This window comes from Burkholderia sp. BCC1996 (assembly GCF_905339955.1).
In the GTDB taxonomy this organism is placed as follows: Bacteria; Pseudomonadota; Gammaproteobacteria; order Burkholderiales; family Burkholderiaceae; genus Burkholderia.
Genome location: NZ_CAJPHM010000055.1, coordinates 1 through 15,288, shown reverse-complemented (window position 1 = coordinate 15,288; position 15,288 = coordinate 1). Strand labels below are relative to the sequence as shown.

14 protein-coding genes and 1 pseudogene are annotated in these 15,288 nt (G+C 55.0%); 6 read left to right on the top strand and 9 right to left on the bottom strand.

Annotated elements, in window-relative coordinates:
• Positions 1-129: 129 nt before the first annotated feature.
• From U4Z64_RS36830 to U4Z64_RS36820, 3 genes are all read left to right on the top strand, one after another.
• A complete protein-coding gene (locus U4Z64_RS36830; protein ID WP_321822626.1) occupies positions 130-1,191 on the top strand; it encodes an IS110 family transposase in 1,062 nt (353 codons plus the stop codon).
• Between the two features lie 485 nt (positions 1,192-1,676).
• A complete protein-coding gene (locus U4Z64_RS36825; protein ID WP_321822625.1) occupies positions 1,677-2,882 on the top strand; it encodes an IS110-like element ISBma3 family transposase in 1,206 nt (401 codons plus the stop codon).
• Positions 2,883-2,977: 95 nt separating this feature from the next.
• Positions 2,978-3,259 carry a hypothetical protein gene (locus U4Z64_RS36820; protein WP_321822624.1) on the top strand — a complete coding sequence of 94 codons (282 nt, stop codon included), beginning with the start codon at positions 2,978-2,980 and terminating at the stop codon, positions 3,257-3,259.
• 42 nt (positions 3,260-3,301) lie between these two features.
• Here the strand turns inward: U4Z64_RS36820 and U4Z64_RS36815 are convergent, their stop codons facing one another.
• The 8 genes from U4Z64_RS36815 to U4Z64_RS36780 form a co-directional block, all read right to left on the bottom strand.
• Positions 3,302-3,523, bottom strand: coding sequence for a hypothetical protein (locus U4Z64_RS36815; RefSeq protein ID WP_321822623.1), 222 nt, complete (start codon positions 3,521-3,523; stop codon positions 3,302-3,304).
• A 20-nt stretch (positions 3,524-3,543) separates the two neighbouring features.
• Positions 3,544-3,834 (bottom strand): DUF1330 domain-containing protein, encoded by a 291-nt coding sequence (locus tag U4Z64_RS36810; protein ID WP_321822622.1) that lies wholly within the window; start codon positions 3,832-3,834, stop codon positions 3,544-3,546.
• A 341-nt stretch (positions 3,835-4,175) separates the two neighbouring features.
• A complete protein-coding gene (locus U4Z64_RS36805; protein WP_321822621.1) occupies positions 4,176-4,952 on the bottom strand; it encodes an SDR family oxidoreductase in 777 nt (258 codons plus the stop codon).
• Between the two features lie 218 nt (positions 4,953-5,170).
• A complete protein-coding gene (locus U4Z64_RS36800; protein WP_321822620.1) occupies positions 5,171-6,019 on the bottom strand; it encodes an enoyl-CoA hydratase/isomerase family protein in 849 nt (282 codons plus the stop codon).
• Between the two features lie 108 nt (positions 6,020-6,127).
• Entirely contained in the window at positions 6,128-6,955 is an 828-nt protein-coding gene (locus U4Z64_RS36795) for a 3-oxoacyl-ACP reductase family protein (protein ID WP_321822619.1), read from the bottom strand.
• Between the two features lie 543 nt (positions 6,956-7,498).
• On the bottom strand, positions 7,499-9,199 hold the full coding sequence (locus U4Z64_RS36790) for a tetratricopeptide repeat protein (protein ID WP_321822618.1): 1,701 nt from the start codon (positions 9,197-9,199) through the stop codon (positions 7,499-7,501).
• Positions 9,200-9,321: 122 nt separating this feature from the next.
• On the bottom strand, positions 9,322-9,669 hold the full coding sequence (locus U4Z64_RS36785) for a carboxymuconolactone decarboxylase family protein (RefSeq protein ID WP_321822617.1): 348 nt from the start codon (positions 9,667-9,669) through the stop codon (positions 9,322-9,324).
• Positions 9,670-9,863: 194 nt separating this feature from the next.
• The gene (locus U4Z64_RS36780) at positions 9,864-10,715 is read right to left on the bottom strand and encodes a sulfurtransferase (protein ID WP_321822616.1); all 852 of its coding nucleotides are present in this window, start codon (positions 10,713-10,715) and stop codon (positions 9,864-9,866) included.
• 1,230 nt (positions 10,716-11,945) lie between these two features.
• Here U4Z64_RS36780 and U4Z64_RS36775 point away from each other — a divergent pair.
• Entirely contained in the window at positions 11,946-12,554 is a 609-nt protein-coding gene (locus U4Z64_RS36775) for a GntR family transcriptional regulator (RefSeq protein WP_321822615.1), read from the top strand.
• 142 nt (positions 12,555-12,696) lie between these two features.
• Positions 12,697-13,248: pseudogene (locus U4Z64_RS36770) on the top strand (IS110 family transposase); the annotation flags it as partial.
• Between the two features lie 38 nt (positions 13,249-13,286).
• On the opposite strand, the gene U4Z64_RS36765 reads toward U4Z64_RS36770, so the two are convergent.
• Positions 13,287-14,249 carry an SDR family oxidoreductase gene (locus U4Z64_RS36765; protein ID WP_321822614.1) on the bottom strand — a complete coding sequence of 321 codons (963 nt, stop codon included), beginning with the start codon at positions 14,247-14,249 and terminating at the stop codon, positions 13,287-13,289.
• Between the two features lie 94 nt (positions 14,250-14,343).
• Between U4Z64_RS36765 and U4Z64_RS36760 the strand changes: the two genes are divergently transcribed.
• A complete protein-coding gene (locus tag U4Z64_RS36760) occupies positions 14,344-15,018 on the top strand; it encodes a TetR/AcrR family transcriptional regulator (protein WP_321822613.1) in 675 nt (224 codons plus the stop codon).
• Positions 15,019-15,288: the final 270 nt, after the last annotated feature.

The following is a 15,288-nucleotide window of genomic DNA, read 5'->3' as shown; positions in this document are numbered from 1 at the left end:
GCCCGGCATGATTCTCGCCCCCAGTCGCAGTCATGATCCGAATTGGTAAGGACCTCCCCGATCGCCGAATCGGCACCGTCGGGTGTCATCATGGCTGGCGTTACGCAACCTTCCGCGAAGGGGGATGTCATGGACAAGATAGTTCGTGTTGGGGTTGATCTGGCGAAGAATGTCATGCAGCTCCATGCAGTCGACAGCGCCGAACATGTCGTCGTACGGAAGGCGATTACGCGCGAGCGGTTCGTGGACTGGTTTGCCAATCTGGAGTCCTGCCTGGTTGCAATGGAGGCATGTACCGCGGCGCACTTCTGGGCGCGCAAGCTGCGTTCGCTCGGACACGATGTGCGCCTGATTCCACCTCAGTTTGTTGCCCCATACCGTAAAGGCGGCGTTCACGTAAAGAACGACGCCGTCGATGCCGAAGCGATCTGCGAAGCGGCAAGCCGTCCCCATATGCGTTTCGTGCCAATCAAATCACCCGCCCAGCAAAGCGTGCTGATGCTGCACCGCATGCGAACAGGCTTCGTGGAGGAACGCACTGCGCTGATCAATCGCATGCGCGGGTTACTGGCCGAGTTCGGCGTGTTCCTGCCGCAGGGCATTGACTCGTTGCGCAAGCAGTTCGTCGAGCGCGTCGAGGACGGCAGCAACGAGCTGGCAGGACCGGCGCGCCAGGCGCTGATGCGCGGTTGGACGCAATGGCAGGCGCTGGACGAGCAAATTGCTTGGCTTGAAAGGCGGATCACCGAACACGCCGCCCACGACCCGCAAGCCCAACGATGCATGGCCGTATGCGGCGTCGGCCGGCTCACGGCATCGGCTGCAGTAGCAACGGTGGTCGACGCGCGGCAATTCAAAAACGGCCGACAGATGGCCGCATGGTTGGGCATCGTGCCCAAGCAGAACAGCAGCGGCGGTAAGTCGCGGCTCGGGCGCATCACAAAACAAGGGGACGCCTATCTGCGAACCCTGCTGTTTCAGGGCGCACGCTCCGCGGTCCTGACAGCCCGCCGACGCAACGACCGGCTCTCGCGCTGGATCGTCCAGTTGCAGGCACGTGTGGGCTTTTACAAAACTCTGATTGCGGTGGCCAACAAGCACGCACGAATTCTGTGGGCCATACTGGCCAAGGGCGAGCAATTCGATCCGTCCTACGCACCCGCCCGAACGAGAATGGCGACGGATTCCTGAAACCTCCCGCGAAAGCGGAAGGCCTCCAGATCACCATCAATTGATTGTGTAGTCGAAGACGCAGCAGGTAAGGATAGCGACAGGTCAGACCGGCAGCGGGCGAACTCGAACACCCCTCAGGCGCTACATCGTATGTATTCGCCGTGATCCGGATGGAGTCCTGCTGCGCGGTTACTATCCGGGCCCGGGCATGGCAACCAACTGCCCATAAGGCCGTTTATAGGTGTGCAGTCTGTCCCCGTCGCCGATCCGTATTCCTATTGGTCTCTGCAACAGGCAAAGCAGGAGCTAAACGATTGAACCGCTAAACCAAAGCTTGCAACAATGGGGAGGTCCTTATAGGGGGGTGTTGTCACCGGGCCTGGTGGGTGGCTGGTGATCGCTAATAGGGGTTTGGCCGGGATATCCCGACGCCGTCCGTAACGTGGATGCCGAGACTTGCCACCGTTGTTGCAGGCCAATCCGTTCACTCTGCTCATACTTCGATGCAAGACACTCAACAACATGGCGCCGTCGATGTCTTCGTCGGCGTCGATGTCGGTAAAGGCCAGCATCATGCCGTCGCGCTCGATCGGAACGGCAAGCGCCTGTACAACAAGGCGCTACCCAACGACGAGGCCAAGCTGCGAGCCCTCATCGCCGAGCTCAAGACTCACGGTCGACTGCTGTTCGTCGTCGATCAACCGTCCACCATCGGCGCGCTTCCTGTAGCTGTCGCCCGCGCCGAAGGCGTACTCGTCGCCTATCTGCCGGGACTGGCTATGCGCCGCATCGCCGACCTACATGCAGGCGAAGCCAAGACCGATGCCCGCGATGCCGCGATCATTGCCGAAGCCGCTCGCTCGATGCCGCACACACTGCGCTCGCTTCGGTTGGCCGACGAGCAGCTCGCCGAACTCACCATGCTGTGCGGCTTCGACGACGATCTCGCCGACCAAGTCACTCAAACCAGCAACCGCATTCGCGGCTTGCTCACCCAGATCCATCCCGCTCTCGAACGCGTTCTCGGACCGCGCCTCGATCATCCAGCGGTACTCGATCTGCTTGAGCGCTACCCGTCGCCAGCCGCGCTTGCCGCCACCAGCGAGAAGACGCTCGCCAACCGCCTGACCAAGCTCGCACCGCGCATGGGCAAAGGCTTGGCGACCGAGATCGTTCAGGCGCTGAGCGAACAAGCCGTGACCGTGCCCGGCACGCAAGCTGCCACCATCGTCATGCCTCGCTTGGCCCAACAGCTTGCGGCCTTGCGTAAGCAACGCGACGAGGTCGCCGCCGAAGTTGAGCGACTGGTGCTTGCTCACCCTCTTTGGCCGGTCCTGACCAGCATGCCGGGAGTCGGCGTCAGGACCGCCGCCAGACTCCTGACCGAGGTCGCGCATAAAGCGTTCGCTTCGGCCGCCCACTTGGCGGCCTACGCTGGTCTCGCCCCGGTCACCCGGCGCTCGGGCTCATCCATCCGCGGTGAGCATCCATCCAGACGCGGCAACAAGGTGCTCAAGCGCGCCTTGTTCCTATCCGCCTTCGCGGCATTGCGGGATCCTGTCTCGCGGGCTTACTACGCGCGCAAGATCCAGCAGGGCAAGCGCCACAACCAAGCGCTCATCGCGCTGGCACGGCGACGCTGCGACGTCCTGTTCGCCATGCTGCGCGACGGCACCATTTACCAACCCAAGTCAGCCCCTAACGCTTGACGAAGGACATAGGGGCACCCCCCCGGCTGGAGACACTGGCGCCATCGAGACTTGCGCGCTCCCAATCAATTTGGTTGCGCTTACGTAATCTTCGGTTGCGTGAAGCGCATGGTGGGGCGGGAAGTCGCCTCGGCGAATGCCTCAGCGTCAACGATGTCGGTCTTGCTTGCTTTAACAAACGGTTTGACGAACTGCGCAGTAACGATACGAACCTGATGTCCCTGAGCAATCGCTTTGCGATCGAGCCAATTGCTACCAGGGCATGCCTCCATCTCAATAGTCGTTGGGAACGCTCGCGCCAGAAACTCAATCAGCCGCTGGCGCGTAAATCGGTTCCGGAACACCGGCTTGCCCTTTGCGTCGAGTCCGACGACTGAAACACGGACTTCCCGATATCAATGCTCACGGGGGCGATCGCACTAGAGCATCGCTGGCTCAGGTGACACCTCTCTCGGAAGTGCGTTGGCGATGTCGTCGAGATCAAAGAACATGGCACCCGTGATATGCTCTTGAAGAAATTCCTCGCGGGCTACGCGATCTTTGTCGGACAAGTGGACGCTCACATTGACAACACGAAGCCAGGACCCCCAAGTCGCTCGTGCAACCAAGAAGCGCTTACAATTGCGCGCCGGATATTCCATCGCAATCTCCTATGCGTCCACTACGAACCAGCGACGATTCGAAAATCACGTTCCACGGCACCGGTAAGAGCCGCAAGTGCAATCTGATACGCTTCAGAATCGCGAGCGGCCATAGCCGCATCTAAGCTTTCAAACTCCACAACAACTGCAAGCTCGGAGATGCCCTCATCGTGTGTCGCGGCCGGGACACCACGAACAACTATCCTACCTCCTGAATCATGTATTGCCTTCGACGCCAATTCTGCATATTTGCCGAGTTTTCTCGTGTCCAGAATTGACCGGTATGACACGACCCAATATCCCTTCGTCATCTAAGCTCTCCGCTAATTTAATATACAATGCATAACTAATCATATAGTTTCCGCCGACGAACGCACTTTCTTCCTATTTTCTCCAGTAGCGCACAACCTTTCGGAACTTCGTAAGCGTTCTGATCAGGGGATTCTTTGATCCTCAAAGCTTTTTCGCAGTCAACCTGAACCTAAGCGCTGCCACTACTTGCGTGAGCAGCACCATCCATCTTGCCTCGTCGCTGCGGCCGAGCTGTCGACTCCCCACAGCGTCCACGAGTTGCCAACCACGACAAGCCTTCACGACTTCCTTCATTGCGCCGCACGCTTAAGCATCAGCCGTCATTGCGGTTTGGTCGAACTCAAACCAATGCCTGCAAATCTCCGTCAATGCCGATCGCCTGCCCGGAAATGCTCCTTGCGCGTTCAGAGCTGAGGAACACGATCAAATCTGCAACCTCATCTGGCTTAACAAATGTCTTCAACGATGCGAGTGATAGATACCTCTTCTCCTGCTCTGCATTGCTAATCCCGCTCAGCCGTGCCTTTTCCGCAATCACCTCCTTCATGCGTGCGTTGTCGACAGGTCCCGGCAAAACGGCGTTACATCGAATTCCAAGGACGCCGTATTCAATAGAAACCGTCTTCATGAACCCGACGATGCCCCACTTCGCGGCCGCATAGGGCGACTTGTTTGGATATCCGAGTCGTCCCGCTGCAGACGACATGCTGATGATGGATGCATTCTTCGATTCGCGCAGGTGCGGAATCGCTCGATTGGTGCAATAGAAGGTACCCGTCAGATTGACATCAACACACCTCGCCCAGTCCTCTGCCGCAATATCAGCAGTTGGCATCGTCGGGCCGGTACCACCGGCGTTGTTGACCAAGCAATCGAGCCCGCCAAGGAACTCAACAGCTCTATCGATCATCAGAGCAACACTTTCCTTGTTGGAAACATCGCATTGGCATGAGCCGATCTCCGGCTTGGCGAACGCCAAAGCGTCGAGCGCAGTCTGGCTCATGTCACAGACAAAAACGCGCGCGCCCTCTCGAAGGAACGCCTCCGCTGCAGCGCGACCGATGCCACCCGCGCCGGCCGTAATGACGACCCGAAGGCCTTCCATGTTCAAATTCATTCCGCCTCTCCAATTTAGCAGAGATACCAAGTCAACCAACGTGGGCGCTGGAAATTCGTGCGATTAGATCCCCGCTCCAATCGAGAAAAGTCCGGTTGAACTCTTCCCGATTCATCGATCATCAATGTGTAACACTGGTCAATAAATATGCTTCCAGCACATCGGCGCATTCCGATATACCTCGAAGCATTTAGTCTACGAGCACAGGTGGTCCATGTTTACGAGTCAGATTCCCGACGAACGCTCCAGTCGCCCGTGTAGCCGGTAATGTCCCACTTGGGTTTCCGACCTTCGAGGAACGCCTGCATGCCCTCTTTAGCTTCGGGTGTCATGTGATACTGGACCATTGCGGCCGCGCCAAAATCGAGTGCTTTGTTGTATTCCATGTCCTGCGCCGCGTAGAAGGTCTTCTTGTGTAGCATCATCGCTGTCGGTGACTTGCAGGTGATTTCGGCAGCGAACTCCATTGCCGCCTCATCCAACTTCCCAAGCGCAACCATCCGGTTGACTACGCCATGCGCCAGCAGGTGATCAGCCGGTACGAGTTCGCCGGTAGCCCCCAACTCGAAAGATCGCTTAGTGCCTACGATGCGCGGCATAATCGAAACCGGGCCCCAAGGGCAGAAAAGGCCAAAGTCGATTGCGGTGGCGCCCATGATCGTATTGTCGGCCGCAATAACCAGGTCACAGCTCATTGCGGTTACCATGCCTGCGGCAGTGGTCCAGCCATGAACAACGGCCATTGTTGGCTTAGCCGCCGCACGCAACGACTTCGCGGTCTTCACGACTGTCATAAAGAACTGGTTGGCTTCCCAGCCCTCCTTACTGATAATCTCCTCGACGTCACCGCCTCGGGAAAAGTCCTCACCAGCAGCCTTGATCATAATCAAGCGAATATCCGGATCGGCATCGAAGTGCCCAACGGCCTCCATCACTTCGTTCATCATCTGCATGGTCACGCGGTTATGTGGCGGCCGGTTCAGTGTAACGATCCCGACCATCTCCTCCTTCTTCTTTTCAACAAAGATGCACTGATACCGCGCTTCACTGATATTTTCGAGTTTCATTTCCACTCCTTTAAGTCTTATCAACGTTGCAGGAATTGATAATTTCCGCAATACGAATTATCTCGCGAAATTTAAATCATGAATGGGGCTCGCGGTTACTCCATTTCATTAAATGACAACGCCCCCATTGATGCTGAGAATTTGGCCGACCATGTATGCCGCCTTTTCCCCAGCCAAGTAAACCGCCAAATCGGCAACTTCGTCTGTCTTGCCGAACCGCCCTGCCGGGATGATCTGGTAGAGCCTCTGCCGACGCTCTTCGCCCATCATGTTCACACCTTTTTCGAAGGGCGGGCTTGTAATGTACCCGGGAGCAATGCAGTTAACGGCTATGCCTGCGCCTGCCACTTCATGCGCAACGCTTTTCGTAAATGCAACGATACCGCCCTTTGCCGCCGAATAATTAGGCGCGTGTGCCGCGATTGCGGAAATTCCAGCAGTCGACGCCATATTGATGATGCGGCCGCAGTTCTTTTTTTCCATGATCCGCAAGGCTTCACGCGTGCAATAAAACGTACCCGTGAGATTAACCCGAAGCATGTGATCCCAGTCTTCATCACTCAGATTACTGGTAATCCCCAGCGAAACCTTCGGCCCGGGTGTTGTCAGCATGTCGAGGTGACGTGCGCGGTCATCAAACCCAGACTCGTCCGTCCGGAAAATTCCGGCGTTATTGACGAGGATATCGATAGTGCCGAACTCTTCGACGACACGTTTAAATGCGTTACGAACACTTTCACTTGATGTCACGTCCGCACATACCGGCATTACAGTACCACCTCGAGTGCGAATCTCTTCAGCGGCGCAAATCATTGCATCGTTACTAACGTCGAATATAGCTACTTTGGCGCCCTCATCGACGTAAGCTTCGACAATCGCTCGCCCGATGCCACTTGCACCGCCCGTCACAATGGCGACCTTATTATGCAATTTCATTTTCACACACTTCCTGTTTATATCGATCGATTATACTTAGCAACGACTTTCAACCAAGGTCCCAAGTGAAAAATACTCATCAGGACATACATTGAAACCATTCCCATCAGCGGCACCCCTCCGTGATTGCTCGAACAAATCGATGCAGATTCGTCATCGAGCACACCCCCGAGCACTGCCATCGTCGCAAAAGCCGGCGCCGCAACGTAAGAAAGCCACGTTGCGGTATGGAGAACTCCTCGCGAGACGCTCTCGCGGCGCAGCATTTTGCAAATCCTCCCTTCTGCCTGGCATCTATCCATGTCTTGTCTCCTCAATACCGCGTAGTGCCATATTGTGAAAGTGGCAAGTAAAGCGGCTATGGGTTTATGCTAATTTAGCAGCGCCCGCCATTGAAACGCCTTATCCTGCATTATTATTTTTATATTTCCTCCTGAAAATATAACTACAAGCCAATTCATCGAGATCGCGCGGCCGTTTGTATGCATGCAACGGAGTGCCCTTCTCGCGAATCGCGAGGTGGCCGAATGTTTTAACTATCTATCAGGCTGCCTTCTTCTTGCTACAGAAGCACGATGCGTGGATCGACTTGTCGGCTCGCGCCAGAGCAAAGTCCATCTGCGGCTTGATCTTCCGCGCGTCGTTCAGCCTGCCAGCGCGTCTATAGGCACTATAGAGTCCGAGCAGAGCCCATACATTGTTGGGATGACGATTCGCCCGGACAACCGCATCGCTCATACCAAGGTCGGCCTCGTATGCTTCGATGGCTTCTTCGAGATGACCTTGCTCAAGCAACAGCGCGCCCAACGCATGACGGCAGGGCATCATCCAAGGCCAAGGCTCATCGTAAGGAAGTGCGTCTTCCAACTTGACCGCCACGCGCAGATGATCGAGCCCTTTTTCTATATTCCCGGCGTTATATTCGATCTCACCAGCAAGCATCTCGACACCGACAGCCAATATCAGGTGGCACGGAATTACGTGCAGAACCTGCGTTTCCGGAACGAGTTTCACCGCCTTAAGGAACTCCGCTTGAGCCTCTCTGGCTTTCGCATCCTGCTTCAGATTTGCATACCCGATGGCGCGGCCGTACCAAGTCATTGCCGTCGTCATCTTGTACATTTCCTGGTTCTCGGGCAGTGGCTCATCGATACATTCCTGCCACTTTCCGAACCGTACGAATGCGTGGGTCTTTAGCGACATGTATGCCTCGAACCAACCCTGCATGGCAGCCATATCAGCGGTCATCACCTGGTCGCCGACACTCCTCTGCATCTCGCGAGCAGCGTTGATCGCTGGCTCATACTGCCCCAGAAACATGGCGCCATAGAGCTTGAAATGATAGTTGTGGCAACGATATAACGAATAGAAATTCTTGGCGCCAGCATAATGGTAGAACTTCATATCCCTTTCGATACCCGCTTGATTGGAGACAACCACATCAAGATAATTGCCACACTGCACATCAATATGCGTCGGCATATGGGCAAGGTGGCCCGCATCCGGAACGAGATGGCGCAATTCGTCGCCAATTCGTAGAGCAATCTCCGGGGTAGGAGACATCTCCATGGTGTGAATGTAGAGGTGCCACACCCCGGGGTGTACAATCTCCGTGGCGCGCCCAACGTTGATTCCGTGCTCCAACACTTCCTTGATCTGCAGCGTATCCGCACCTTCGATAGGTTTGCCACTAACGGGATCCCACAAACGCCAAGGCGACTTGTTCATCATTGCTTCACCGTAAAAGCAAATGGCGTCCAGATCGTCTGGATACTTTTTGTAGCACTCACCCATCGCCTCGGCATATTCGCCCGCCCAAGCGTATAACTGTGGCAATAAAACGGGTTCTCTGGACTGATATCGCTTGAAAAGTGCCGCGATCAAGTCTTGCTCGAATGGCTTTGCCCCAGCTTTGAGTTCCTCCGCTCGGTCAAGGGCCGCCAAGCACATTTCGAGCGTATCCCTTTGCTGCTGCTCAGTAAAAAAGTCCCAAGGCAGGTTGTAATTGGGACCCGCCGCATAGGCAATACCCCACTGGATCATTGCACACGTCGGATCGAATTCTGCAGCCCTCTGGAAGCAGACTATCGCCTCGTTATGGTTGTAACCAAAACACCAATTCAACCCCCGATCGAACCATCTTTGTGCGTCCTCAGAATCGGTGGAAATTTTGCGGCTGTATGTACCAAGATCGAACGGATAGCCACCTTCATCCGTTTTGCCAATCGTTGCGGTGCTCGTCATCCTTGCCTCCTCTCCTCTGACCAATTAACTTCTTTCCAGAAAGTCCGCCAACACACGCGATTTCCATGACAATCACCGATCACCACGTTAGCCCGCGGTTGGCCGGACCATCTGAACGATTTTTATGTTCCCAATTGCTCGTAGGCATCCATGGCATACGTTGTTTGAATGAATTTGCTACCCATCCCAATAGTCATCGCTGTCGCGAGAGCAGCGCCAACCTCCTTAATAGTGGCACCAGCTTTTTTGGCTTCGTGAACGTGGTAGGCGATGCAACCGTCGCAATGAATCGCAGCAGCCACTGCGACAGCAATTAGTTCACGCGTTTTTGCGTCAATTTCCGTCAAGTTGTGATTGACTTCCAGGACATTCACAAATGCCTTGAATGTCGAAGGATTCACCCTTTGGAACCGCGGGAGCGCGTCCCCAATATGGGTAAGAAGTGCCGGCCAGTCCTGTTTCTCGCTCATTTGCATGTCTCCTATGAAATTATGGATTTATATATGTAGATGCTTGGAATTGGCCCTCGATCTTATTGCTGAGATTTCTATCGCTATCCTTAGCTTCTGCCGCCTGGGAAGATCCCTGCCACTTCCTTGTGTCGCGATCTCTCGCTCCACGCCTTAGTGATATACTAGTACATCACACAAGTCAGCGCATCGATTCATTGCGCTTCCATCTCGACGGGCAAATTGTGGTTTCGGCCCCATTCATCCCAGCTGCCGTCGTACACGCGCCAGTCGTCCTTTCCAATGTTGCGCAGGGCGATGGCCAGGATGCACGCCGTGAGACCCGAACCACAACTGATCGTCACTGGCTCATCCAAGCGCAATCCCGCCCGTTCAAATTTCTCCCGCACAACGTCTTGCGGTAAAAAGCACCGCGTCTTTGGATCCAATAGATCCGCCCAATAGAGATTGGTGCTGCCCGGAATATGACCGGCCCGTGTGCCGGGATAGCGGTCAATCTCTGTTCCAGCCCAGCGGCCTCGCGTGCGCGCATCGACAATCTGACCGCCGGACTTCGACACTTCCAGAACGTCGGTCCAAAGCGCAAGAAGATTTTGCGGTGGTCCCGGGGTGAAACCCGTGGCCGCCCGCTTGACCACCCCACATTCGGTCGCACCTCCCTGAAGCCTCCAGGCAACCATACCCCCATCAAGCACAGAGACGTTGTCGTAACCGTATTGGAGGAAAAGCCACCAAACTCGCGCCGCACTGTAGAGTCCAAGCGTATCGTAGGCCACTACGCGCTTACCGGCATCGATCCCGAGTTTGCCGATCTCGCGCACAAATAGTTCAAGCGGCGGTATCTTCCGTGGGCGTGGGTTATTCGGGTCAGCAATGACCTCGAGATCGAAAAACACGGCTCCAGGAATATGTTCTACCTCGTATTCGGCCTTTGCGTCGCGGCCAGTATCTGGTAGATGCACAGTCGCATCAATCACAACTACATCAGGGTCATCCAAATGCTCCTTCAACCAGTTCGCACTGATAATGGGGCCAGGAAGTCTCATCTTCGCCTCCGCCTTCTGTCAGTTATTACGCCCTGACACCAAAAATTCTGTTACCGCATCGGGATTATCCGGTTCACCACGTGTACGTGTCCGAATGCGGTCTCCTATCCCGGCTGAGTCGGACAGGTTCTTTGACTCCGCGGGATAAAACGAAGTCTCGCGATCGACCTCGACTGAGGCACCATGTGATGTACTAGTGCATCACTATAGCCCATACCACGACGAAGTCAAGCACCTGACCTAGGATGGGTTGGAGCAACTTACAGAGGACGAATCGGAACGCTCTCACTTACGGCTAACGAACGGGCTGGTGGGCGACCGCCGTTTCACGACTCGCACGCAACGCTCACGAGCGGCTCCGTAAATAAATGTATACTTCGTTCTGTGGGTTATATATCGCCGCATTGAAGCAACGGCTGGGCCAGACGAGCCGAATCGTGGGGTGTGACCGATGCTTTCCGCCAGCGAGTAGAGCCCACGAGTCCCCTGCGCTCGCCTGCACTGAAGAAAAAGTACCTGCGTAAGCGGAGCGACTGGCGTAGTCAGCGCGGCAACTTTTCGAGGACATTGTCTGTGGCGCGCACGGGCTGCCAAAGACAGGCGTTGCCAAAATAGCGGTTCGGTCGTGCCAGCACCATTCAAAAATGCTTTCTCGAACCGGGGAGCAGCAGACTACTTCGAGGCGCTCCGGGCGGGCAGGATTGGCCGAATGCGACGAACTGGGGAGCGTCGCGTGTCTGGCAAAGCGTTGACCGCCGGTGGCGTAGGAGACTACCGAGGCACCGAGTGCCTTCGCACCATCGATGAGCATGCTACATTCTTTATGTCCTCGACCGTCTGAAGGAGGCCGAACTCAAGTAGTGCGATCCGAAGAAAATGGCCAGGCGCATGGGGCGGTCATAGCTGATTCCGTCAGATCGTTTGCGAAGCGAAGGCGCCCCGCCAACGCTCACTGCGAGAGGTTTCGGTTTGGCGCATTCGTGGCTTCGTTTAGCTTGACAACCGAACGGAACCCCCCCCCGAAATAGATCGAATCATTACGAGTCATTCTTTTAGAGAAGACTTTGATTATATGAAAGCCGAAAGAATTGCACAACACCATTCAACTTCGAGGATATGATAGTGGATAATATACGAAATGCCGAATCGGAGCATAAATCTCTTTTGACAAATCGGGAAGGAGTATTGCTGCCGCTCAGCTTGAATGAGGGTCGACCATTAGGAGGTCAAGTGTACGAGTATCTCAGAGAGATGCTGCGGTCGGGAAACCTAACACCGGGGTCAACAATCCAGACCGCCACACTTGCCAAACAGCTCGGCATCAGTAAAACCCCTTTGCGTGACGCGTTAATACAGCTCCAGGCCGAAGGTTTCCTAAGGATTCTGCCGCAACGAGGTGTGGTCATTAGCACCTTGAACAGCAAGGAACTGGAGCAGATCGTTGAGATTCTTGGCGCGCTGGAATCCAAGGCGTTGATGCGCGCATTCCCACGCATCGACTCCGGACACATCGAAAAAATGAAGAAAATCAACGAAAAACTTATAAGCCTGATTTCAGCAGGCGATCGTGCTTTTCGCCAATACAACGAACTCAACATTGCTTTTCATGATGTATTCCTCAATCTTTGCGACAATCACCTAATGGTGAATCAAATAAGGATGTTGAAGGAGAGAATGTATCACTTCCCTGACCGAGACTACGGAGATGTCTGGCGCCAAATGAATGCTGACGAACATCGGGAGCTGATCGAACTCATCGAGACTGGTCGGGCGACGAATGCCGCAGATTTCATCCGGGACAAACACTGGTCATTTGATATACACAAGTCACCATTGTGAACTCTGCATTTTCGCCAGGAATTTCAGGACCACCAACCACGTAGACAGCGGCGCAATAACCATTTTGCCCTCCCACCTGTTGCGATCTGAAATCTATTATTAACTAGTCCATTCTTGACGTAGTCGTGTAATTTCAATGATTTTACTCGTCGCCTATCTGCCCGGACTGGCTATGTGCGGCATTGCCGATCTGCACGCCGGCGAAGCCAAGACCGATGCCCGCGATGCCGCGATCATCGCCGAAGCCGCTTGCTCGATGCCGCATACGCTGCGCTCGCTTCGACCGGCCGACATGCAGCTCGCCAAACTCACCATACTGTGCGGCTTCGACGACGATTTCACCGCCCAAGTCAATCAAACCAGCAACCGCATTCGCGGCTTGCTCACCCATATCCATCCCGCTCTCGAACGCGTTCTCGGACCACGCCTCGACCATCCAGCGGTACTCGATCTGCTTGAGCGCTACCCATCGCCCGCCGCTGTTGCCGCCACCATCGTCATGCCTCGCTTGGCCCAGCAACTTACCGCCTTGCACAAGCAACGTGGCGAAATCGCTGCCGCAGTTGAGCGGATGGTGCTTGCCCACCCTCTTTGGACCGTCCTGACCAGCATGCCGGGAGCCAGCGTCAGGGCCGCCGCAAAACTCGCTCTGGACCTAGCCCGGAAAGCCCAAGCGGATCAAGAATCTATTGCCTGAAAAATGACTCTCAATTTCGCTGAGTGCGGAGCATCTCATGCCGATAGGCCGACAAGCTTTGCACTAGCCCCCCATAGTCGCTGTGCGGTTTCATCGTCGCGCGCGAGCGGGTTGGGAGACTCCATCGGCCAACCACCGCGATTTGCCCGTTTGTCCTTGTAGGAACCACTGGCCTGCGAAAAGAAGGCCCCCGACTGTTGCGCGACCTCGGGTGCCAGCAAGACATGTAGCGTTGTTTGCGCTCCCTCCCAAGGCTCTATCATCATGCCGACCAAGCGGAGAACTGGGCGTAGCACGTAGTTGTGCAACCACGGGGGGATAGTCGTTTTGAACAGATTAGTGTGCACCACGCCAGGATGGATGCTGCCTATCACAACCCCAGTGCCGGACAGCCGCCGCGCAAGCTCGCGAGCATGAAGCACGTTCGCCAACTTAGACTGAGAGTAGGCCTCCCAACCGTCATACTTGCGATGCTCGAAGTTCAGGTCATCGAAGTGTATTTCAGCTTTCCGCCCAAGCACCTGTTCATGCGCCGAACTGGCAAGGATTGCGACACGCGATGGTGCGCTGACCTTCAGCATATCTGTTAGCAACTCTGTAAGCAAAAAATGGCCGATGTGGTTGATACCGAACTGTGTCTCGAAACCGTCCTTGGTGCGCCCCAAAGCAGTGTTCATCACACCGGCATTGTTTACAAGGCCGTCGAGCCTAGAATAGCGATTGAGGATCCCTTTCGCAAAGCTGCGTACAGAGTGCAGGTCTCCGAGGTCCAAAGCTTGGACATCCAGCTTCGCGGCGGGATGCTTCGCCCGGATTGCTGCCGCCGCTCCTTCGCCTTCGTAAATGCGGCGGCAAGCCATCACGACGGTCGCTCCCTGTGCGGCTAGTTGACGGGAGGTTTCCCAGCCGATCCCTGAGTTCGCACCAGTGACGATGTAGAGCTTCCCACTAAGGTCAAGACGTAGGAGTTCGGGGCGAACCGTCAATGACTTGGGCATAGTGGACTCCTTGGCCGGGCTGATAGAAAATAAAAGACTAGTGGTTCTTTATTTTAGAGACCATCGGTCTCTTGTCAAGAGGTAGCCCCTATCTATGAGTAAAGGGAATCAATCCCAACGCGCGCGTCACCCCGAACAAAAGGAGGAACGCAGACAGCACCTGCTCGCCACCGCGCGAGCACTGTTACTTGATGGTCTAGACGTGAATGCCCTTGGCCTCAATGAGTTGGCCCGGCAGGCCGGCATGACCAAGTCCAATGTCTATCGCTACTACGAAAGTAGAGAGGCCGTGCTGCTAGACGTTCTAGAGGAGGAACTGGCGTTATGGAGCGCCGATTTTGAGCATCTCTCGAAACAGCCGCTAGAGAAGACACATGCAATCGCTGAACTCGCAAAGACTTACGCAACCACATTGGTTCGACGACCATTGCTTTGCAGCTTATCCAGTATCCTCTCATCCATAATCGAACACAACATTTCGCTAGAAAGAGTAATTGAATTCAAACGCCGGCAACCCATACTGCTGGGCAAGATCGCCAGCGCGATTAATGCAGCGGCACCGACAATTAAGCTAGAGCAAGTCGGTGAATTTATACGATTATCAGTCCCTTTATTTGTTGGTTTATGGCCGATAAGCCATCCATCCGCTGCCGTGAAAAAAGCAATCTCACTACCCGAGCTGGCATCTCTGAGATATGATTTTAAGCGTGACCTCGAACATGCTCTGCAGATTATGCTGACTGGGATCGTCGAAAATGATAAAAATTGAAACGCTACGCACGATTCGCTTATCTGCTGCAAGAAGCAAATAACCAGATAGCAACCGGAGTGAGAGACTGCCTTGTCAGCCAAAGAGTTTGACGTGCATTCGTCTGATTTCCTACTGCAAGTTACTGCCGCGTACCGTCGCAGCATGTTGATGCCCTAGTTTTTTCATCACTGTTTTCCCACGGTAGTTGGCATGCACCCCATGCCACTATCGAGCATGGCAGCTTCGGTAGAAGCGGTTCTCGGGTACCTTTAACCGTGATAAGTCGTA

What these genes read in the sequence shown, in the direction of transcription:
- U4Z64_RS36830 (WP_321822626.1), top strand. Translation starts at nt 130, where the DNA reads ATGGACAAGATAGTTCGTGTTGGGGTTGATCTGGCGAAGAATGTCATG.
- U4Z64_RS36825 (WP_321822625.1), top strand. Translation starts at nt 1,677, where the DNA reads ATGCAAGACACTCAACAACATGGCGCCGTCGATGTCTTCGTCGGCGTC.
- U4Z64_RS36815 (WP_321822623.1), bottom strand. Translation starts at nt 3,523, where the DNA reads ATGGAATATCCGGCGCGCAATTGTAAGCGCTTCTTGGTTGCACGAGCG.
- U4Z64_RS36810 (WP_321822622.1), bottom strand. Translation starts at nt 3,834, where the DNA reads ATGACGAAGGGATATTGGGTCGTGTCATACCGGTCAATTCTGGACACG.
- U4Z64_RS36805 (WP_321822621.1), bottom strand. Translation starts at nt 4,952, where the DNA reads ATGAATTTGAACATGGAAGGCCTTCGGGTCGTCATTACGGCCGGCGCG.
- U4Z64_RS36800 (WP_321822620.1), bottom strand. Translation starts at nt 6,019, where the DNA reads ATGAAACTCGAAAATATCAGTGAAGCGCGGTATCAGTGCATCTTTGTT.
- U4Z64_RS36795 (WP_321822619.1), bottom strand. Translation starts at nt 6,955, where the DNA reads ATGAAATTGCATAATAAGGTCGCCATTGTGACGGGCGGTGCAAGTGGC.
- U4Z64_RS36790 (WP_321822618.1), bottom strand. Translation starts at nt 9,199, where the DNA reads ATGACGAGCACCGCAACGATTGGCAAAACGGATGAAGGTGGCTATCCG.
- U4Z64_RS36785 (WP_321822617.1), bottom strand. Translation starts at nt 9,669, where the DNA reads ATGAGCGAGAAACAGGACTGGCCGGCACTTCTTACCCATATTGGGGAC.
- U4Z64_RS36780 (WP_321822616.1), bottom strand. Translation starts at nt 10,715, where the DNA reads ATGAGACTTCCTGGCCCCATTATCAGTGCGAACTGGTTGAAGGAGCAT.
- U4Z64_RS36765 (WP_321822614.1), bottom strand. Translation starts at nt 14,249, where the DNA reads ATGCCCAAGTCATTGACGGTTCGCCCCGAACTCCTACGTCTTGACCTT.
- U4Z64_RS36760 (WP_321822613.1), top strand. Translation starts at nt 14,344, where the DNA reads ATGAGTAAAGGGAATCAATCCCAACGCGCGCGTCACCCCGAACAAAAG.